Below are 20,774 nucleotides of genomic sequence, written 5' to 3'. Positions count from 1 at the left end.
ACTTTTTCTGCACTTTGGCAATGTAACGACTTCATTTGAAAGTAGACGCACTTTCCGACTATGTACATAGAACTAGTGGCACCTGGCGACTAATGGATCCAATGAATCGAAGCCAGTACGCCCAGCAGCACGAACGGTGCAAATGGCAGCTTCTTTGACACTCCAGGTTCCATATATCGAAGATGTTCTCTAAGTCGTTGACTCATATGAAGCCAGACTCTTGGCGCAACAAGCAGCCAGAGCAGACTGGCGACGCCGGCGCCGATAAACGCACAAAGAATGAATAAACCGTTCGTCGCAAGGCCCATGGCTGTCATTAGTTTCACATCGCCGGCCCCCATGCGCCCCATGAAGTACCCCGGCAGGGTCAACACCAGAGCGATCACGCCCGCCCACAGTCCCTGCTGCGCTTCGGCACCGAGCCAGGTCGTGCCAGTCACCAGCAGATAGATCAGCGCCAGTGCTCCCGCGCCGAATGTCAGTGCATTGGCGATACGCCGTTTTCGGGCATCCTGGACGGCGCACACGGCCAGCCAGATCAGGAGAACGAAACTCTGCATCCGGTTAAATCCCGTCCGATTTTGCTGATTGATTCTATGCTGATACTACGCAGTGAACGTCAGGGTAGACGCAGTCATGAAAACCGGCTTCGCAAAATCACAGGCAGGCGCAGTGGCGATCGAATTCGCCCTGGTATTCGTGATTTTTTTTGCCGTGTTCTACGCGCTGGTCAGTTACAGCCTGCCGTTTGTATTGATGCAGACCTTCAATGAGGCGACATCCGAAGCGGTGCGCCGCAGCGTCGCAGTCGACCCCAACACGCCCGGTTATGCCTCCGTGGTGGTGAGCACTGCCAACACCGCGTTGACCCAGCAGTTGCAGTGGGTGCCACCCGCGCTGAACCTGGTGGTCGGCGTCGACACCTCGGCGGTGTATGACGCCACTCAAGGTACGCTGACGGTCAGAGTCGATTACCCCACCAGCAAGCTCAATCAGGTCATTCCGTTTCTGGTGCTACCGGGCGTGGGTGCCGTGCCGAGCCTGCCCGCCACCCTCTCCGCCGCGTCGAGCCTGAAATTTTGACCTCCGGCGACCATCTGTTCGGACGCCTGCTCAAACGTGCGCCCGCGCCCGCCAGCGAACTGCCCGACCACCTCGGCTCACCGCCGCAGGGGTTGCACCTGCACCTGGATCACGACGGCGGCGTACTGCAGATGGCCGGGCCGTTGCGTCATCTGTTGGCGCAACAGCCGCCACACGATTCGCCGCTGCCGTTGGCGGCCTATTTACTCGCCCACAGTACACTGGCGATCGAAGGCCGGCCGCAGGATTGGCAGGGGCAAATGCTCGACCTGGATTTCCCCGGGCTCAGTGACCAGACCCTGCATTTGCGCGGCTGGGTGCAGCCTTCGGCGGCGGGCTGGGTATTGCAACTGATGGACATCGGCGACCTGCTGCTGGAGCGCCAGCAATCGCGCCACCGCGAATCCTGTCAGGCCCTTGCCGGGCAGATCAGCGACCACCTGCGCACCTGCAGCCTGATGCGCCTGCCGGTGGTGCTCAGCGAGCAGTTGCAGGCCATCGCCCAGCGCTGGCGAATCCCGTGCCTGGCCATCGCCCTGCTCGACGAACAGGCACAGGGCTGGCAGATTTTTCAACACTATCGCGCCCACGATGCCCCTATGCTATGGCAGGACAACCAGCGTCTGGGCACGCCGCTCGACAGCCTCAACGGCAGTGCACCGCAGCGTCTCGGCGCGCATCACGGTTTGTTCGAACACTCGCGCGTTGCAGCGATCTTCGGCAACGCCGATGGTTTCGCCGTGCCCTACAGCGATGATCGCGGGGTGGCGGCATGGCTGCTCTGTGGTTTCTACACCGTGGGCGTTGTCGCGCCACACCTGAGCGACCGCGACTGGATGTCACTGACCGGCGCGCTCGCCGGCCCGCTGCTCAGCCGTCTGCGAGATCAGCAACATCATCACTACACCGAGCGCCTCGAGTCGCTGCAAATCCTGCTGGGTACCGGCTGGTGGGAAATGCTCGGGGACGACGTGTTGCTGGCGCCGTCGCTGCTCGCTGCGCTGCCGGCGGACAGCGCTCGAATCTCGCTGCAAGCCTGGCTGGGGCTGATTCATCCGGCCGACCGCGAAGAACTGCGCAGCCGTGTGCACGCCCTGCAACTGCACGGCGAAGCCCTGAGCCTGAGCGTTCGTCTGCACCGCAGCGAATCAGGACAAACACCGCTGTGGTATCGCGTGCAAGGTCAGGTCGCCGGCAGTGGTGAACAGCGGCGACTGGTGGGGTTCATGCTCGACATCAGCGACAACCGGAACCAGCAGCAGCGAGCCGAAGCTGCGCACGCGCGACTGGACAACCTGATCGCCAGTTCGCCAGCGGTGATTTATGTGCAGCGTTACGTCGAGGGCGCGCTACGTCCCGATTTCTTCAGCGCCAGTTTGCAGCCGCTGCTGGGCTGGACGCCGGACGAGGGCATTGGCACTGACTGGGTGCAATTGATTCATCCTGAAGACCGCGATCTGTATTTCGCCCGCACCCGCCAACTGCTGCGTGAAGGCTCGGTGCGCGCGCGCTTTCGTTTACGCGACGCGCGCGGCGAATACCACTGGCTGCTCGATGAAGCCAAGCTGCTGCGCAATGACCTGGGCCTGCCGGTCGAAGCCGTCGGCCTGTGGCTGGACGTCACCGAAGCGACCCTCGCCGCCGAACAGGTCAAACAGAGCGAAGAGCGCTACCGGATTCTGGTGGAAGACTCGCCGGCGATGATTTGCCGTTATCGTCCGGACCTGACCCTGACCTTCGGCAACCGGCCACTGGCGACTTATCTGGAATGCTCGCCGGAGCAATTGCCGGGGGTCGATCTGGGCAGCTGGATGTCCGACGAACAACGCGCCGCCTTCGTGCAACGCCTGGCGCTGCTGACTCCGGAGCTGCCGGTGAGCACTGCCGAAATCAGCCTGCAATTACCTGGGCGCGAACATGCCTGGTGGGTATGGTCCGATCGCGGGGTGTTCGATGAACACGGGCGCCTGCTCGAAGTGCAGGCCGTGGGCCGCGACAACACCGAGGTACGCCGCTCGCAACAGCAACTCACACAAAGCGCGAAAATGGCCACCCTCGGCGAAATGGCCACCGGCCTGGCCCACGAAATCAACCAGCCGCTGAACGTGATGCGCATGGCCATCGTCAACGTGCTCAAGCGTCTGGGTAATGGTGATGTGCAGATCGACTACCTGACCGACAAACTCAATCGCATCGACGCCCAGGTGCAGCGCGCGGCGAAAGTGGTCGATCACATGCGCGTGTTCGGTCGCCGCTCGGAGGTCGAGCAGCAACTGTTCAATCCGGCTTCGGCCATCGAAGGGACGCTGTCGTTGCTCGCCGAAGGCATGCGCGGCAAAGGTGTCGACCTGCGGATCAGCGAAACCGGTTTTAGCGTGCAGGTGCGCGGTTATGTCGATCAGCTGGAACAGGTACTGATCAACCTGATGGTCAATGCCCGCGATGCGCTGCTCGGCAAACGCGAGAAGGACGCGTCATTCAAACCCTGGATTTCGATTTACGCCGAGCGCGATGAAAGCAAGGTGCGGCTGTGGGTTGAGGACAACGGTGGCGGCATCGACCCGCGTTTGCTGGAGCGCATATTCGAACCGTTCTTCACCACCAAACCGGTGGGCGTCGGCACCGGTCTGGGGCTGTCGGTGAGCTACGGCATCATTGAAAACATGGGCGGCCATTTGAGCGTGCGCAACTCGCTGGAGGGCGCACGTTTCTGCATCGAGTTGCCGATAGCGGCGGACGTTTAGATCACCAGATAAGCCTTGCCGGTCTGACCGCAGGTCATGTTGGCGCCGACGTCGACGTCCATCAGGTTGATGCCCAGGCTTTTCAGCAGGTTGTTGAGTAATGGGTCGAGCAACGGGCTGACGAGGTTGGTAATCAGTGGCTGCAAAATCGCCGTGACATCACTGATCAGGCTGGCCACGCCAGTGACGATGGCGCCCAGTGGATTGCTGCCCTGCGGTTTGTAAACGATCAGATTGATCCCCGCCAACGTGTTCGCCAGGCTGTTGACGATATTGCTCGACGGCGCCGCCGAGATCACGCTTGGCGGCAGTTTGAGGTTGGCCGGCGTGGCGAACGGCGTGCTGCTGGAATACAGCAGATCCTGAGCGTTTTGCGCGACGCTGGTATTGATCATGATCGCGATCCCGCCCGCCCCGTACTGCACGTGGGTGCTCTCGTCGCAACTGCCAATGCCGAGGATCTTGTGGCAGGTCACGGTGCCAAGATCGACCAGTGGCAACGGTGTGACCGTCGGTTCGGCGAGTGAGGAAAAGGCATTGGTCGGGTCGATCTTGCCGACCTTGAGGTCCGCGATCGAGGTGAGGGTATGGGCGGTCAGACTTTTCGTGCCCGCAGTGCCCGGGCCTGCCGGGCAGCTGTAATCGGTGACGTAGCTGACCGCCCCACCGGCATCCAGGGCGATGTCGATTTGCGGCGATGGCAACAGCAGCGGATCAAGCTGTTCGCAACCGGCACCCAGCAGACAACCGACCGAGTTGAGGGTCGCCACCAGATTCAGACTCAACAGCGCATTGAGGGTCGGGGTCAAAGTACCGACCAGCCCCAGTACGGCGTTGGTCAACCCGGTCACCCCGGTCAGCACCGGCAGATTCACCGAGAGCAGCGTGCGAATCTGCGCCGTGCGCACATAAATCCGGTCCGGCCCCAACGGATTGGCCTTGGCCCGCGCCGGATCGCCAATGGCCGAGAACTGCGGCGGCTCGATCACCTTGACCCGCACCGTGACATTCGCCAGTCCCAGCACGCTGATCGGCAAGGTCGCAGCCACCGCGCTCTTGCTGTTGGCCAGTTGCACCACGCCCTGAATCAATTGCAGCAGTTGCAGGTTGGCATCCAGCCCGGCCGCTGTCGTGCCGGTCTGCAACTGCAGGATGTCGCCGAGCTTGACCGGCGCCGCATTGATCGCCGCAACCTGCAATTGCCCCAGCGCAGTGATCACCGTGGCGGTCGCGCCGTTGAGCTGCACCACCGTCGCGGCCGCCTGAATCAGTTGGGTGACCGTGGCCTGGGTGTTGAGCAGTTGCGTGTAGTTACCGGCCGCGACGTTGAGGTTGATTGCCAGTTGGTTGAGGTAGCTGAGCAGGTTGATGTCGGTATTGAGCAGGCCATCCCAGCCCAGTGCCGTGAGGTTGACGTTGCCGCCGAGCAGCCCGGAGAACAGCGGATTGAGGATGTTCGATTGTGCGGTGTTGATGCTCGCAAGGTTGCTGCGGATGTTCAGTTGCGCAACCGTCGGTGTCGGCTGGGCGGCGACAGCCGAAGCATTCAGCGTGGTGTTCAGACTGACCGCCGAGCCCGTGAACAGCGCTTGTACCCCACCGGCAAAACTGGTGGTCACTGTGTGGCTGGCAGCGACTTTCACCGCCGTCGACTGCGTCGCATCGGCAGTGAACGCGCGCAGTCCGGTGGCGGCGGTCTGTACGCTGCCGCAAGTGGTCACCAGCGTGTTGTTGCCATCGACGATGTAGCCATTGCGCACGGCGCTTTGCCCGGCGTAAGTCGCGGCGCTGAGACCGGACTGGCAGTTGCCGCCGCGACTGACGGCTTCCAGCGCGGCACTGTCGACCACCCGCTGCAACTTGCGCTGCTCCATATACAGCCGACCGGTGTCGACCACCAACAGCATCAACACCAGCGCCAGACTGAGGGTCGCAGCCGCCATCAAGCCGATCGCCCCGCGTTGCCGGGCCTTGCCATTGAACTGCGTACGAGGCGACATGGCGCACTCCTTTGCTGGCGCGTTGCCGAGCGCTACCTCCGATGGTGGAATTGAGTGTAGACGGCGCTAGTGGCAACGCGCCATTTGGTGCTGCACAAAACCCTGCAGACCTCGCCTGCTCGCGAATGCGCTGTGTCATTCAACATGGAGGTGGCTGACACGCCGTCTTCGCGAGCAAGCCCGCTCCCACAGGGAGATTTGTGGCGGGGCAAAAAAACGGGAGCCTCTTGGGCTCCCGCTTTTTTACGGCGCACTAGCGCGGTGGATAGTTGGCCAATATCCGGCTGACGGTTTCGCGCACCGCGTTGCTGCGATCCTGCGGATTGGGCGTGCTGCTGAGCATCTGCTCGTCGCTGCCGCGCCACACCAGTTTGCCGTCCTTGCCGTCGAGCAGGTCGATCTGGATTGTTGCCACCTTGTAGGTGATGTTGCGGGTTTCGTTGTACATCGGCGCGCCCCAGTAACCGTTCCACGGGCCACCCCAACCGCCGCCGTAGTTGGTGGTCACTTGCTGCTGGCGATCCTCGACAATCAGGTAGGTCTGCACGCTCAGGTCGCCCTTGGCCCCCGCCGCGGCGGGACGCAAACCGCGCTGGTCGAGCTGATCGCTGACGGCCTGGCGGATGCGTTGCTCGGTCAGGTCGCTCTTGATCCGTGGATCATCCGGGCGATATTGCAGCGCGGGTTCTTTCCAGCTCCAGCTGCGATAGGCGGCGAAATCGCGGCTGGCGTCAAAGTCGTGATTGACCTGGTTGGCAGCGCAGGCACTGAGCAGCGCGGCCATGGCCAGTAAAGCGAGACGACGGAACATGGTTGTTCTCCGGTTGAAGGCCTGAACCTGCGAAGCGTTCTCACCTGAAGTCTAGCTCGGCGGATAGGCCGACAGGGCTTTTTCCAGAGCCTCGCGAATGGCATCGGTGCGCACCAGTTGGCTGCCCTGGTTGGCGGTTTCGGCGCTGGCGCTCCACACCGGTTGCCCGGTGCCGGCGTCGAACAGATTGACCTGCACCACCACGACCTGCTCCTGATAGGTGCGAACAATCGGCACAGTGTTATACATGCCGTAACCGTGTCCGTAGCGATCATAGCCACCGTATCCGCCGTAGTAGCCGTAGTCGTCCTGCACCTGACGCAAGCGGGTTTCCAGACGCAGGTTGGCGCTGACCAACAGGTCGGCCGGTCGGTTGTCGTGCAACGGCCGCAATCCGCGCTGATCCAGCGCATTGCTCACCGCTTCGGCCACTTGCGCCGAGTCGGCCCACGCCGTGCCCGGCGGCAACTGGCCGTTGAGCCAGGCCCAACTGCGATAGCGCCCGTAATCGCGTGGCGGTGCCGGATAAGCACTGCGATCAAAGGTGTTGGCCGCTTGCGGCGGTGCCGGCGGCAACGGCCGTGACTGCGCGACGTACGGGTTGCTGCCCTGGCAGGCGGCCAGCCCCAGGCAGATCAGCAATAAACCGGATTGAGCTTTCATGCGATGCTCCGATCAGATCGGCCGGCAGATCCAGTGCAAGTAACGCCCAAGCCCGGCGAAGCTTGGGTGGCGACGGTGAGCGAGCTCCATCTCCAGCAAATCCACGAGTTCGGCGCGAGCCTGGAATTCCACGGGCATGTAGTCGTGAAAAACCCGGATCCCGCTCTGGGTTTCGACCTGCCACAACCCTTCGAGTTGCGTTGCCAGCTCCCGCGGATCAAGCGGCTGCTGTGGGGTCAGGCTTTGCTTTTCACCGGCCATGGTGTTTTTGCGCATTTTCTTGAAATGGCCTTTGAGCAGGTTGCGATAAATCAGCGCATCCCGGTTGTAGAACGCCAGCGACAGCCAGCCGCCGGGGCTGGTCAGCTGATGCAGCACTGGCAGGATCGCATGGGGTTCGGCCAGCCATTCGAGTACGGCGTGGCAGATCACCAGATCGTAGGGTTCGGTGAGCTGACCGAGCAGCTCCTGCCACGGCGCCTGGATGAACGTCGCGCTCTGCCCGGCTTCGGCGAAGCGCTGGCGGGCTCCTTCGAGCATCGGTTCGGCCGGTTCGGTGAAGGTCACTTGATGGCCACGCTCGGCCAGCCACAGCGACATGTGGCCCAGACCGCCACCGATGTCCAGCACGCGCAATGGCCGGTCCGGCAACGCTTCGGCCAGGTCGGCCTGCAACACCGCCAGGCGAATCGCGCCTTTGGCGCCACCGTAGATTTTTTCGGCGAAACGGGTCGCCAACTGATCGAAATGCCGGTCGCTCATCAGCTGAACCGCCGTTCGCTGTCAGCCAGCTTGCTGCGCACCACTTCATTCATGTCCAGCCCCAACTCGCTGCACAGCAGCAACAGATACAGGACGATGTCACCGACTTCCTGCCCGGCATGCGCCAGTTTGTCCGCCGGCAACTGGCGCGACTGGTCTTCGGTCAGCCACTGGAAAATCTCCACCAGCTCGGACATTTCCACGCTGGCGGCCATGGCGAGGTTTTTCGGGCTGTGAAATTGTCGCCAGTCATTACGGTCGCGGATGGCGTGCAGGCGTTCGGTCAGTTCAACAAGGTTCATCGGGCTCTCCTGAAGGCGTATAGCTTCGGGGGGATACGCGTTGAAGGCAAGGCCCACGTAGGAGCTGCCGCAGGCTGCGATCTTTTGATCTTGCCCCTGAAACTCAACAGCCAAAGATCGCAGCCTGCGGCAGCTCCTACAGATTTTCCGTTCGGCGCAGCATTGGGCCATACTCCTGTCAGGGAACTCGGCCACCCGCGTTGTGGCCCAAGGCTCAGCTCTTTCATCAGGATGCACACATGCAGGTAGAAAGCTTTTTCGAATGGCTCGGCCAGGCACTCGGTTCGATCATCCGCTTCATCGTCGATGGCCTCAGCGGCCTGTTCAACATACTGAGCAACGCTGGCGGCAATTTTGTCGATGGCCTGGCGAAGACGCTGGGCATGGACACCTCGATCATCAGCATCCTCGCGCTGATTGTCGGCCTGATGCTGCTGTGGTCGGCGATTCGCGCGTTCATGAATGCGTCGATCATTGCCGGGATCATCTGGCTGCTGTTGGGGTTGTGGTTGTTGAGCTGGATCATCCATTAGCCCTTGTGGGAGCGAGCCTGCTCGCGAAGGCGTCAGATCAGTCAAAACTGTTCTGAATGACACAGCGCTTTCGCGAGCAGGCTCGCTCCCACATTGGTTTGCATCGCAGACCGCATGAATCGCTACAATCCCCGCTCCCCCAAGGAGCCCGCATGTCCAACCTGATTGCCGACTGGCGCGACCGTCCGACTCACCGCAAGGTCTGGGCGCTCGCCGCGCCGATGATTCTTTCGAATATTTCCGTACCGCTGGTGGCGCTGGTCGACAGCACCGTCATCGGCCACCTGCCCCACGCCCATCAGTTGGGCGCAGTGGCGGTAGGCGCCAGCCTCTACACCTTCCTCGCCTGGGCCATGGGCTTTCTGCGCATGGGCACCACCGGGTTTGCCGCCCAGGCCGCCGGGCGCAGCGATGGCGCGGCGTTGCGGCAGATTCTGTTGCAGGGTTTACTGCTGGCGCTGGGACTGGCAATCGTGCTCGGCACGCTCGGCGTGCCGTTGAGCGGCGTGGCCCTGCACGTCATGCAGCCGTCGGCGGAACTTGATCAACTGACCCGCGAGTTCTTCCACACCCGGTTATTCGGGCTGCCCGCAGCGCTGGCCAGTTACGCCCTGGTCGGCTGGTTCCTCGGCACTCAGAACGCCCGGGCGCCGCTGGCGATTCTGCTGAGCACCAACCTGATCAACATCGCTCTGAACCTGTGGTTCGTGATTGGCCTGGAATGGGGCGTGGTCGGCTCGGCCCGGGCCTCGGTGATCGCCGAGTGGAGCGGTGCCCTGCTTGGCCTGTGGCTGACCCGTGGCGCCTTGCGCGCCTATCCCGGGCACATCGCCTGGGCGGCCTTGAAGTTGTGGCAGAACTGGCGCCCGTTGCTGGCGGTCAACCGCGACATTTTCATCCGCAGCCTGGCGCTGCAATCGGTATTTTTCCTGATCACCGTGCAAGGCGCGCGTTTGGGCGATGCCACGGTGGCGGCCAATGCCCTGCTGCTCAACGGCCTGCTGCTGACCGCCCATGCGCTGGACGGTCTGGCGCATGCGGTCGAAGCCTTATGCGGGCACGCGATCGGCGCCCGCGATCGCCTCGCCCTGCGCCGCTCATTGGTGGTGGCCGGCGGCTGGTCGTTGCTGGCCAGCCTCGGATTTGCCGCGTTGTTTCTGCTGGCCGGGCATTTGTTCATCGAAATGCAGACCGACATCCAGAGCGTGCGCGACACCGCGTTCATTTATCTGCCGTATCTGGCGGTGTTGCCGCTGATTGCGGTCTGGAGCTACTTGCTCGACGGCCTGTTCATCGGCGCCACCCGCGCCCGGGAGATGCGCAATGGCATGCTGCTGACCGTCGCTCTGCTGCTGCCGTTTGCCTGGGCGCTGCAAGGGTTGGGCAATCACGGGCTGTGGATAACGTTCCTGCTGTTCATGATCTTGCGCAGCCTGACGCTCGGCGTATTGGCCCTGTGGCTGCGCCGCGACGACGGCTGGTTCAGCGGCGCCGCTCACTGAGCCGGCGTGTGTTTGACGAACGCGACGACCTGCTCAAGCACCGGCGCCAGGTGCCGAAGCGGCCGCGACAGGCTCGCCACCAGCGTCACATGACTGGGGCGCGAGTAGTACAGATCCTGCACCGGCACACCGGCCTCGCGCAGTTTGCGCGCGAGGCCGGCGGTGTTGCGCGTCGGGTTGACCAGATTATCTTTGGTCGCAGCGATCAGCAGCGCCGGAGGCTCGCCCTGCCGGACATGGTTGATCGGCTGCGATTGCGGCGGTGAGTCAGGCCAGAAGAATACCGGGCGCACATCGGCATTCTTGATCGGCAGAAAATCGTACGGCCCGGCCAGGCCAATCCAGCCGCTAAGGTCTTTCGACGACATGCCCACCGCACCGAGCAGCGCAGGGTCGAGCGCCAGCATCGCCGCATTGTAGGCCCCGGAACTGTGGCCCATCAGGAACAGGCGTTGCGGGTTGCCGGAGAACGCGCGGATATGCGCCCGGGTCCAGGCCACTGCCCGTGCCGAGTCTTCAAGAAACAGCGGATAGCGCACTTGCGGGTACAGCCGATAATCCGCCAGCACCGCGACGATCCCCCGCGACGCCAGCGCCTCGCCGACAAAGGCGTAATCGCCGCGATCACCGCTGTTCCAGCTGCCACCGTAAAAAAACACCACCACCGGTGCGCCCTCCAGTGGCTGGCGTGGCACGTAGACGTCGAGCTTCTGCCGTGGATCTTCGCCGTAGGCAATGCCCGCCGTTCGCTGGAACGTGTCATCGGGTGTCAGCGCATTGAGCACCTTGACCGGCGAACACCCCGACAGCACCAGCAGCAGGCACCCGCCGAGGATTGAACCAAACCGTTGCCACAGCGGGTTTGTCATGGGTGCCACACCTCAAGATTGATCGTTCTGCCAGTGCCGCCGCACATGGTCGAGCCGTGCCTGCTGGCTCAGCCCGCCCGGCACGTCCGGCAGTTGCGTCCGGGGATGCTGCAAGCGTAGCCATAACCAGCCATCCAGCACCGCGCGGTCGCTGAAACCCAGGCTCAGGCCCTCCTGCACATGGGAGGCCATCCGCGCATAGTCGGTTCCCATGGATTGGCACCAGCGCCAGATGTGTTGTTCCAGCAGACAGTTTTGCAAGCGTTCGCGCTGGCGCCGGGTCAGGCTTTCGTCGACGCTCAGCGGCTCGACCGCCCATTGCGGATTGCGCAGTTGCTGCCAGCCTTCACTGCCAATGGCGAGGTCAGCCCAGGTACCACCGAACCAGCGCAGCAGTTGGATCGGCCCGAGCCAGCGGCTCAGGTCGGCGGCATCACAGGCATCGAAGAAGTAACTGGCTGTCTGCCGGTTGTAGTAACCGAGCAAGGCGCGATGATTGAGCCCGAACGAGACGGTCAGCATCCGTCGCAAATGACTCAGAAGAATCTGCCACGAGGCATCGCTCGCGATCAGCAGACCTCGCCAGGTCTGCGGATCACGGTGACACAGCGCCGCCAGTGCCGGGCACTCGTGCAGGTCGACCAGCAGCGGCCCGAGCTCGCTTACCGCCTGAAATTCGGTGCCCTCGAACAGCCGCGTGCAATGGACGGCGGCGAACCCCTGACGCAACGTCGTCAGCGCCTGCTGCGCATCGGCGCCATCGAGCAGCAGCCACTGTGTCTGCGGGGTGAATGGCGCGCCGCTCAAGTGGCGCCGCCCTGTCCCAGCGACGCGACCAGCCGGCAACTGCAGATTGTCGCCGTGCAGTGGTTATAACTGCCACCGCCGGGCACCAGACACAACAGCAACAGCGGTTCGGCGGACATCAACCACCGCGCCAGACCTGCACTCGGCAGAACGTCCGGCAGCACCGGAGGCTCCTGGCAGTCTTCGATCAGGGCCGGTTCCTGCAACACACCACTGATCACCGGCTGATCCGGATCGCCCTCAAGAAAACTCACCACCACCTCGACGCCCTCGTCCAACGCTGCCGGCGAAGTCTCGCTCAACGCCGCAGAAAGGGGCAGCCAGCAGTGACTGGCAGCAGCGCCTTCCCCCTGATAGAGCCAGTCAAACTGCACCGCTACCGACCGCCATTCGTCAGGTTGGGGCTCAGCGACGGTCACCACCCAGGCCCGTTGCAGACTGTGCATGCGCGGTGGTGTAGCAGGGCTCGTCGGCGGGGCAAGAGGCGCCTGGGCCGAGGCAAGAATTCGGTTGCTGTATGGCGGTTCGCTGGCCGGATCAGCACGATGCTCGATCCGGTTCAGCAGCCAGCGGCGGTTGCACTCGGCGAACGGATGTGCGCTCAGTGCCAGCCACCGCGCGCTGCGCAAGGTTGGCAGATCACTGTGGCCGTGGGCTTTGCCGGGCCGAGCCAAACGCTCCTGGATATCGCTGGCATCCACTTGCATCTGCCAGCGCCGGACACTCGGCGAGTTCGCGTCATTGTCCACAGATGCCCCGCCAGCCAGCGGAAACCTTGCGGGATCATCAACGAAGACCAGGCAGTGCCCGTCAGGCCGATGCTCGAAGTAGTAGTCAATTCGCGCCTGCGCGCACAGCCGCTGCACGAACTGCAGGTCCGACTCGCGGTATTGGGTGCAAAACGTGCGTACCGGGTATTCGCCGTGCAAATCAAAACGCCGTTGCGCGCCAGCGATACCGTGCTCCTTGAGGACCTGTGCGAGGATCTGCGGCACACACTGGCTGCTGAAAATGCGCTGACTGAAACGCAGCGCCAGACAACTCAACTTCGGTCCCAGCGTCACTCGGCACAACCGCACCCCCGCCTCGTGCTCATGCTGCACGACGCTCTGCAATTGCCCGCTCAGGCCATTGTGCCTGGGGCCGAAATGCAGGAATGCCGAGCGGTACAGCAGACCGGCCAGGTCCAGTTGCGGGTCATCGATCAACAGGTCGATGTCAAACGCAAAAGGTTCGCTGATGCCCTCACTGCCGGTAAAGGCCAGCACCTCGAAGGGGTCGGGCAGCCCCGTTACATCGAGACGAAACGACGGCTCGTTGACTGATTCGAACATGGGCGGATCTCTACAGGAGGGGCGGCCGGGGATTCTCGCCGAGAGACATGGCCGAGTAGAGAGCTGAAGTACAACTTAGGAAATGACCTACGCGAAAAGCAGACGGGATCACTTCACCGGCTGTGGCAGGCAGTTATTTCGCGGGAAATTTGGGAGATGTCCCACCGGGTCATCCGAATTTTCCACCGCTTTCGTGGAAATTTCAGACAACCCGGTGCAACAGCACCTGTCTCAGGAAGACAGGTAGGAGGAGCGGGTCAGACCCAGACGCAAGGCATCGAGGAACTGCGTGCGTTCGCTGGCACTGATGCGGGCACTGGCGCACTTGTCACGGTAGTGGGTCATCAGTTCTTCCGGCGACAAGTGCACGTAGCGCAGCATGTCTTCGATGGTGTCGTGGGTCTCGATACCGGCGTGGTACACGCTGCCATCGGCGTTCTGATAGATGTTCACCGAGTCGGTGTCACCGAACAGGTTGTGCATGTCGCCGAGGATTTCCTGATAGGCGCCGACCAGGAACACCCCCAGCAGATAGTCTTCACCTTCGTTCAGACCGTGCACCGGCAGGCTGGTCTCGATGCTCTGCTCATCGACGTACTGGTTGATTTTGCCGTCGGAGTCGCAGGTCAGGTCTTGCAGCACGGCACGACGCAGCGGCTCTTCGTCCAGACGATGCAGCGGGATGATCGGCAGTACCTGATCGATCGCCCAGGTATCCGGCAGGCTCTGGAACACCGAGAAGTTGCAGATGTACTTGTCGGCCAGCTTGTCGTTGAGTTCGTCGAGCACCTGGCGGTGCGAACGCTGACGGGCTTTCAACGAGTTATGCAGGCGACGGCACACCGCGAAGTAGCACTGCTCGGCCAGGGCTTTTTCAGCAAGGGTCAGTTTGCCGTCGGCGTACTGCGAGGCCACGTCGCTCATGTAGTGCGTCGCGCGCCAGTAAGTCTCGGTGACCATTTCGATGTCGGTCGGGCCGAGCAGGTCAACCAGCCACTGCACGGTTTCCGGTAGGGCTTCCTTGTTTTCGATCTGTGGCACGTCGTCGTTGTGCTTCTCGACGTCAGTCACTTGCACCACCAGCATCGCGTGGTGTGCGGTCAGCGAACGGCCGCTTTCGGAGAAGATGTGCGGATGCGGCAGGCTCTGCGCGTCGCAGAATTCCTTGAGCATGCCGACCACGACACCGGCGTAGTCGTCCATGTCGTAGTTGATCGAACTGGCATTGCGCGAGTGGGTACCGTCGTAGTCGACACCCAGACCGCCGCCGACGTCGATGTGATCGACCGGCAGGCCAAGGTTGCGCAGCTCGCCGTAGTAACGGATCGCTTCCTTGAAACCGTGCTGGTAGTCAGCCAGGTTGGCAATCTGCGAACCCATGTGGAAGTGCAGCAGGCGAATGCCCTGATCCAGGCCCGCGGCGCGGAAACGCTCGACCACCGACAGCAGTTGCGCCGCCGACAGACCGAACTTGGATTTCTCGCCACCGGTGTCCGCCCACTTCGACGACGCCAGCGACGACAGGCGCACGCGCAGGCCGACCTGTGGCTTGACCTTGAGCGAGGCCGCTTCTTCGATCACCAGGCCGACTTCGGATTCTTTCTCGATGACGATGAACACGTTGTGGCCGAGCTTCTGGCCCATCAGCGCCAGACGGATGAACTCGCGGTCCTTGTAACCGTTGCAGACGATGGTGCCGCCCTTCGGCGCCAGCGCCAGCACCGCCAGCAGCTCAGGCTTGGAGCCGGCTTCCAGACCGATGGAAACGTTCTGGGTGGCGATGATGTTCTCGATCACCGCTTCCTGCTGGTTGACCTTGATCGGGTACAGCGCGGTGTACTTGCTCTGGTATTCCAGGCGCTCGATGTTCGAGTCGAAAGCACCGGTCAGCTGACGGACGCGGTCTTGCAGGATGTCGGGGAAACGTACCAGCAACGGCAGGGACAAGCCGCTCTTGCGCAGTTGGTCGACTTGTTCGAACAGGTCGATAGGCGAACTGCTCGGGCCGTTCGGACGAACTTCGACGCGACCGGCGTCATTGATCGCGAAATACCCGGCCCCCCAATGGCGAATCCCGTAAACACTGCGGCTGTCCGCAACTGTCCATTGGCTGCCATCGTCTTTGCGTGTGCGTCGTACGGACATCGAAGTCCCCTATAAAGAAGTCATAGTGCGTCGCCTGATCGCAGGCCGGCGCAGTCTAAAGAATGAAAATGACGGTTCGTCAGCGCGGCGGTAGACCGCGCTGACCGCGTGTAGTTTAGAAACCGGTCATGAACAGGCTCTGTGAAAACCATGGAGACGACGCCGGATCTGAACTGCTTCAGTGCCGGATCAAGCCGCAGATGGATTTCACAGAGGCTGCTAGCCGCCGGACTTCTTCGCTTTGAAACCGTGTTTGATCAGCTCTGCCAAGAGTAGCTCGACATGATCGCCCTGGATTTCGATGACCCCGTCCTTCAACGCCCCACCGGTGCCGCAACGTTTCTTCAACGTTGTCGCCAGTTCCTTCAGGGCGTCTTCGGCCAGCGGCACGCCGGTGATGGTGGTCACCGTTTTGCCGCCACGGCCCTTGCTCTCGCGACGCACGCGGGCAATGCCGTCCCCGGCCGGGATCACGGTTTGTTTGCAGATACAGGCGTCCACCGGTTTGCTGCATTCCGGGCAATGACGACCTGCGTCGGTGGAAAATACCAGGCCGCCCAGGGCGGCGAAGGATGCGGCTTTTTTGGCCACCGGCAATCCTCTTGGGAGGACAAAGACTGATCGCGACCTTGGGCAAGGTCATCGACCGCGAAGCCCCACTCAGGCAGGGGCAGCGCTACTGCACCGAAACAATTGAACCGCTCGACTTCGACCTGCAGGAGCTGTCGAGTGCAACGAGGCTGCGATCTTTTGATCCTGGTCTTCAAAAATCAAAAGATCGCAGCCTTCGGCAGCTCCTACAGGCCTGTCATCGTTCAGGCCCACATCAAACCATTCGGTGCAGCTTGAAAAGGTCGCGCAGTGTAACGGCAAAAAGCGCAATTGCTAAGAGCCAATCGGCGCCAATTTATGTGTTCTTTGCGACGTCGCTTTGCTGCGCCTTCAGATAGCGCTTCAACGCGGCCAGAGAGTCCGGGCAGTAAGGCTTTTGCTCGATTTCCAGCAGCACCTGTTCGACCGGAATGAAGCGTGCTTCCAGCACTTCTTCCGGCTGCAGTTTCAGCGGGCCGTCCCACACCGCGGAAAACGCCGAGCACCACAGGCGATTGCCGGTGTCCTCGAAGAAGAAATGATCGTGGGCAGTCAGTTCCACCCCACTCACCCCCAACTCCTCTTCCAGCTCGCGGGCCGCCGATTCGGCGTAGGTCTCATCGGCCTGGACCATGCCGCCGGCCGCCACGTCCCAGTAACCGGGATAGATCGCCTTGCTCAAGGTGCGCCGATGCACGCAGAGCTCACCGGCACTGTTGAACAGCATGATGTAAGTGCCGCGACCGATCAGCCCACGCTCACGCAGATCGGCCCGCACCAGGGCGCCGAGCAGGTTGTCCTGCTCGTCGACCCAGGCGATCTGTTCAGCATCGGAGGCGGCGCGATGGGCCGCCTCTTTGGCGCTCTCGTCCATGACTCAGCCCTGATTGAGCAGTTGACGCAGATCGATCACGGCGGCGTTGGCCCGGGAGATGTAGTTGGCCATGACCAGCGAGTGGTTGGCCAACACGCCGAAGCCGCTGCCGTTGAGAATCATCGGGCTCCAGACCGGCTCCTGCGAGGCTTCCAGCTCACGAATGATCTGGCGCACGCTGACCGTGGCGTTCTTCTTCGCCAGCACATCGGCGAAATCGACTTCGATGGCGCGCAGCAGGTGCGACAGCGCCCAGGCCTGACCGCGTGCTTCATAGAACACGTTGTCGATCTGCATCCACGGAGTCTCGACCACTTCTTCGTCAACCTGCGGCACTTCGCCCACCGCCGGCACTTCGGTTTTCAGTGCGGTGTTGAGCTTGACCCGGCCAACACTGGCGGACAGACGTTGCGACAGCGAACCCAGGCGAGTGCCGACATCGCCCAGCCAGTTGTTCAGGTTGTCGGCGCGGGCGTAGAACAAGGCGTTTTTCTGCGTTGGATCAGACAGACGCGCCTGATAACGGCTCAGGGAGTTGATGCCTTCCTGATACTCCGATTCGCTCGACGGCAGGATCCAGCTCTTGTTGTCGAAGTTGAAACGCGGTTCGGCCTTGGCCAGATCGGCGTCTTCAGCCGACTGCGACTGCGAACGGGCGAAGTCTTTGCGCAGCGCCCGGGTCAGGTCACGCACTTGCACCAGCACGCCGTATTCCCAGCTCGGCGTGTTGTCCATCCACAGGCCTGGCGGGAAGCGGTCGTTGGAAATGTAGCCACCCGGCTTGTTCAGCAGCGTGCCGGCAACAGTCTTGAGGGTTTCGACCGTGGTGTAGCCGACCACCATTTGCTTGCCTTCTTTCTCGGCAGCCGCCTGGGCATTTTGTGCCACCGGGAACAGCGCGGGCTCCTGGCTCCAGTACCAGCCCAGGCCAATGGTCACCAGCAGATAAATGCCGATCAGCGTGGCCAGCGCGCGGCTGAACAGCAGCCCGCCCACGTAGCTGCGGGTGGCCGACTTCGGTTCAGCGGCACGTTCAGGCGCGCTGCCCGCGCGGTTCTTCCAGTCCAGCATGGCGATATCCTTTCAATCACTTGGGTTCAACGGTTCGACCACAACCATACAACAACGTGCCAAGGCCGGGCACCCGCCATCGAAGAGAAGCAGAAAATCCACGGAGAGCGCGACTTCAAGCTGCGAACTTTCTAAGGGTTTCCCTGATGCATCGTCCACGCTAAAAGTCGGCACGCCGTCGTCAAGGATCAATCCAAACCTGCACCATAGCGGTGTTGCCAAAGTTTTTTTCGCTGACCAAGCCGCCCGACGCGCCCGGTTTCAGGGGACTTCATCGACGAACGGGTCGAATCCAGCACCAACTGGTCAGAAACTGAATTGTGCAGCACCGCAGATTATTGACGCACGACACTCATATAAGGGAAAAGAGGTGCTAGCATAGAGCCACCAGTCGATCTCAGCATGCGCCCTAACTAGTAGTCAGGATATGACCGAGCCAGAAGACCCCAGCCGTGAGCGCCTCAAGCACCACTTTGCCCAGCGGGTAATTCATCAGGCACGTCAGATTCTTGAGATATGGCAGCGCCTGCAACGCAGTGAGTGGTCCACTGCCGACCTCGCCGAACTGAGCGAAGCGAACTTGCGCCTGCTGCGTTTTGCCGAGCGCTTCGAGCAGCCCGAGCACACGCAACTGGCTCATCACATCAGCCAGTCGCTGGAAGCGGTGGACGCCAATCGCGGGCGTCTGAGCAGCGGCCTGATCACCGACCTCAATCGCTTGATGCAGCGCCTGTCCCGCACCGGTCTGCGCCATGGCGATCAACTCGACCAGACCTTCCTGCCGCCGCTGCGCAAACCAATCTACGTGATGCTGCAGGATCACGACCGCGCCGAACGCCTGGCCAAGCAGCTGGAATTCTTCGGGCTGACCGCACAGGCGCTGGACAGCGTCGCCGCATTTCGCTCCTCGATGGTCGAGCGCTTGCCGGCCGCAATCGTCATGGACGTGGACTTCAGCGGCGCCGGTGTCGGCCTGCAACTGGCCGCCGAAGCCCAGGTCGGTCTGGAAGAACCGCTGCCGCTGCTGTTCTTCAGCCTGCACGAAACCGACACCCCGACCCGCCTCGCCGCCGTGCGCGCTGGCGGCCAGGAATTCCTCACCGGCACCCTTGAAGCGTCGAGCCTGCTGGAGAAGATCGAAGTCCTGACCTGCGTCGCCCAGTACGAACCTTATAAAGTGCTGATCATCGACGACTCCCGCGCCCAGGCCCTGCACACCGAACGCCTGCTCAACAGCGCCGGAATCGTCACGCGTACCCTGATCGAACCGATCCAGGCGATGGCCGAACTGGCGGACTTCCAGCCGGACCTGATCATCCTCGACATGTACATGCCGGCCTGCACCGGCACCGAACTGGCCAAGGTCATTCGCCATAACGACCGTTACGTCAGCGTGCCGATCATCTACTTGTCCGCCGAGGACGATCTGGACAAGCAGCTCGACGCGATGAGCGAGGGCGGCGACGACTTCCTGACCAAGCCGATCAAGCCGCGACATCTGATCACCACCGTGCGCAACCGCGCCGCCCGTGCGCGCAACCTCAAGGCGCGGATGGTCCGCGACAGCCTCACCGGCCTGTACAATCACACGCACATCCTGCAATTGCTCGAAGACTGCTCGTTCCGCGCCCGGCGCGAGAACAAACCGCTGAGCTTTGCCATGCTCGACATCGACCACTTCAAACGGGTCAACGACAGCCACGGCCACCCGATGGGCGACCGAGTGATCAAGAGCCTGGCGCTGTTCCTCAAGCAACGCTTGCGCAAGACCGACTTCATCGGTCGTTACGGCGGCGAAGAGTTCGCCATTGTCATGCCCGACACTGATATAGAAGCCGCGCACAAAGTGCTCGACGAGATCCGCCAGCGCTTTGCCGAAATCCACTATCCGGCGCAGCCGCAGGATTTGTGGTGCACCTTCAGCGCCGGCGTGGTGGAAATGCACGAAGACTCCGACAGCCTGATGATGGCCAGCCAGGCCGACGAAGCGCTGTACCGCGCCAAGGGTGCCGGACGCAATCGGGTGCAGACCGCGCGCGACTCAAAGCAAAGTGCCACCTTTTCATCGGAATCCACCGATTCGGTCATAACCCTGTAACAGAACCGCAATAAATTCAGGCGCTTACCATTTCTGCCGTTGGTAGCCGTCATGCGCCTGAAGTTGCTCACCAATCTCAACACCCTGCTGCTGGTCGCCGTCTGCGTGGCCCTCGGCGCAACGCTGTGGTGGTCGCAAAAAGCCCTGGAGCGTCCGTATCTGTTGATGGAGCGCTACCTGGGCCTGTCGCAGCAATTTCAGAATGACGTGGCGCGCAATGTCGAGGACTACCTCGCCAGCGGCGACGCCCTGCGCCTGAGCAGTGCCAGCCAGGCCATCGACGGCTTGCAGAGGGAACTCGGTGAACTGCCACCGGCGCTAACCGAGACCCTGCGCCCGAGCCTGTCGAGCCTGGAAGCATTCAGCAAAACCGACCTGCTCGCCGCCGGCAAACTGGCCGGTGATCCGCAGGCACTGCTGCTGCAAGCCGAACGCGAACTGAGCGCCAGCCTCGATCAACTCAGCACCTACGCCAATGGCAACGCGACGTACCTGACGCCGCTGCTCGTCGCTGCGCAGCATCTAGGCAAGCTGTCGCTGGCCCGCGACAAACTGGTCAGCAGCGGCCGCAGTGAACTGGCGGCC

The 20,774-nt window shown here is 62.1% G+C and carries 18 protein-coding genes; 5 read left to right on the top strand and 13 right to left on the bottom strand.

Annotated elements, in window-relative coordinates:
* Nucleotides 1-89: 89 nt before the first annotated feature.
* Nucleotides 90-560 (bottom strand): A24 family peptidase, encoded by a 471-nt coding sequence (locus AC193Q_RS23545; protein ID WP_095667635.1) that lies wholly within the window; start codon nt 558-560, stop codon nt 90-92.
* Between the two features lie 76 nt (nt 561-636).
* Here AC193Q_RS23545 and AC193Q_RS23540 point away from each other — a divergent pair, with 76 nt between their 5' ends.
* Together AC193Q_RS23540 and AC193Q_RS23535 are read left to right on the top strand one after the other, a co-directional pair.
* The gene (locus tag AC193Q_RS23540) at nt 637-1,083 is read left to right on the top strand and encodes a TadE/TadG family type IV pilus assembly protein (protein ID WP_047291066.1); all 447 of its coding nucleotides are present in this window, start codon (nt 637-639) and stop codon (nt 1,081-1,083) included.
* Nucleotides 1,080-3,827 carry a PAS domain-containing sensor histidine kinase gene (locus AC193Q_RS23535; protein ID WP_483878856.1) on the top strand — a complete coding sequence of 916 codons (2,748 nt, stop codon included), beginning with the start codon at nt 1,080-1,082 and terminating at the stop codon, nt 3,825-3,827. The genes AC193Q_RS23540 and AC193Q_RS23535 overlap by 4 nt, the downstream gene beginning before the upstream one ends.
* On the opposite strand, the gene AC193Q_RS23530 is transcribed toward AC193Q_RS23535, so the two are convergent.
* The 5 genes from AC193Q_RS23530 to AC193Q_RS23510 all read right to left on the bottom strand — a co-directional run bounded on the left by AC193Q_RS23530 (nt 3,824) and on the right by AC193Q_RS23510 (nt 8,365).
* Nucleotides 3,824-5,827, bottom strand: coding sequence for a pilus assembly protein TadG-related protein (locus AC193Q_RS23530; RefSeq protein ID WP_483878855.1), 2,004 nt, complete (start codon nt 5,825-5,827; stop codon nt 3,824-3,826). The genes AC193Q_RS23535 and AC193Q_RS23530 overlap by 4 nt on opposite strands.
* Nucleotides 5,828-6,080: 253 nt before the next feature.
* Complete coding sequence (locus tag AC193Q_RS23525; RefSeq protein WP_007963018.1) at nt 6,081-6,638, bottom strand: DUF4136 domain-containing protein; 558 nt, start codon at nt 6,636-6,638, stop codon at nt 6,081-6,083.
* A gap of 51 nt (nt 6,639-6,689) precedes the next feature.
* Entirely contained in the window at nt 6,690-7,301 is a 612-nt protein-coding gene (locus AC193Q_RS23520) for a DUF4136 domain-containing protein (protein ID WP_047291062.1), read from the bottom strand.
* A gap of 12 nt (nt 7,302-7,313) precedes the next feature.
* Complete coding sequence (locus tag AC193Q_RS23515; protein WP_041068058.1) at nt 7,314-8,063, bottom strand: methyltransferase; 750 nt, start codon at nt 8,061-8,063, stop codon at nt 7,314-7,316.
* The gene (locus tag AC193Q_RS23510) at nt 8,063-8,365 is read right to left on the bottom strand and encodes a MazG-like family protein (protein WP_007951009.1); all 303 of its coding nucleotides are present in this window, start codon (nt 8,363-8,365) and stop codon (nt 8,063-8,065) included. Before AC193Q_RS23510 ends, AC193Q_RS23515 begins: the two co-directional genes overlap by 1 nt.
* A 239-nt stretch (nt 8,366-8,604) precedes the next feature.
* On the opposite strand from AC193Q_RS23510, the gene AC193Q_RS23505 reads away from it, so the two are divergent.
* Both AC193Q_RS23505 and AC193Q_RS23500 read left to right on the top strand, forming a co-directional pair.
* Nucleotides 8,605-8,898, top strand: coding sequence for a hypothetical protein (locus AC193Q_RS23505; RefSeq protein WP_007963021.1), 294 nt, complete (start codon nt 8,605-8,607; stop codon nt 8,896-8,898).
* A 152-nt stretch (nt 8,899-9,050) separates the two neighbouring features.
* Entirely contained in the window at nt 9,051-10,400 is a 1,350-nt protein-coding gene (locus tag AC193Q_RS23500) for an MATE family efflux transporter (protein ID WP_131671013.1), read from the top strand.
* Here the strand turns inward: AC193Q_RS23500 and AC193Q_RS23495 are convergent.
* From AC193Q_RS23495 to AC193Q_RS23465, 7 genes are all read right to left on the bottom strand, one after another.
* A complete protein-coding gene (locus AC193Q_RS23495; RefSeq protein ID WP_483878854.1) occupies nt 10,394-11,269 on the bottom strand; it encodes an alpha/beta hydrolase in 876 nt (291 codons plus the stop codon). The genes AC193Q_RS23500 and AC193Q_RS23495 overlap by 7 nt on opposite strands.
* Nucleotides 11,270-11,281: 12 nt before the next feature.
* Nucleotides 11,282-12,076 (bottom strand): DUF4123 domain-containing protein, encoded by a 795-nt coding sequence (locus AC193Q_RS23490; protein ID WP_131671011.1) that lies wholly within the window; start codon nt 12,074-12,076, stop codon nt 11,282-11,284.
* Nucleotides 12,073-13,410, bottom strand: coding sequence for a type VI secretion system Vgr family protein (locus tag AC193Q_RS23485; protein WP_483878853.1), 1,338 nt, complete (start codon nt 13,408-13,410; stop codon nt 12,073-12,075). The genes AC193Q_RS23490 and AC193Q_RS23485 overlap by 4 nt, the downstream gene beginning before the upstream one ends.
* Nucleotides 13,411-13,641: 231 nt before the next feature.
* On the bottom strand, nt 13,642-15,555 hold the full coding sequence (gene speA / locus AC193Q_RS23480; RefSeq protein ID WP_007963030.1) for an arginine decarboxylase: 1,914 nt from the start codon (nt 15,553-15,555) through the stop codon (nt 13,642-13,644).
* Nucleotides 15,556-15,774: 219 nt separating this feature from the next.
* Nucleotides 15,775-16,146: a translation initiation factor Sui1 gene (locus AC193Q_RS23475; protein WP_041068080.1), complete on the bottom strand. Its 372-nt coding sequence runs from the start codon at nt 16,144-16,146 to the stop codon at nt 15,775-15,777.
* 316 nt (nt 16,147-16,462) lie between these two features.
* Nucleotides 16,463-17,020: an NUDIX hydrolase gene (locus AC193Q_RS23470; protein WP_047291057.1), complete on the bottom strand. Its 558-nt coding sequence runs from the start codon at nt 17,018-17,020 to the stop codon at nt 16,463-16,465.
* A 3-nt stretch (nt 17,021-17,023) separates the two neighbouring features.
* Nucleotides 17,024-18,091, bottom strand: a complete 1,068-nt coding sequence (locus tag AC193Q_RS23465; RefSeq protein ID WP_007963034.1) for a DUF2333 family protein — start codon at nt 18,089-18,091, stop codon at nt 17,024-17,026.
* A gap of 427 nt (nt 18,092-18,518) precedes the next feature.
* Between AC193Q_RS23465 and gcbA the strand changes: the two genes are divergently transcribed.
* The gene (gene gcbA / locus AC193Q_RS23460; protein WP_041068095.1) at nt 18,519-20,189 is read left to right on the top strand and encodes a diguanylate cyclase GcbA; all 1,671 of its coding nucleotides are present in this window, start codon (nt 18,519-18,521) and stop codon (nt 20,187-20,189) included.
* Nucleotides 20,190-20,774: the final 585 nt, after the last annotated feature.

The sequence above is a fragment of the Pseudomonas sp. F2 genome, assembly GCF_057174385.1.
Note: the sequence above shows the minus strand (reverse complement) of the source record. Positions and strands in the feature narration are given on the sequence as shown.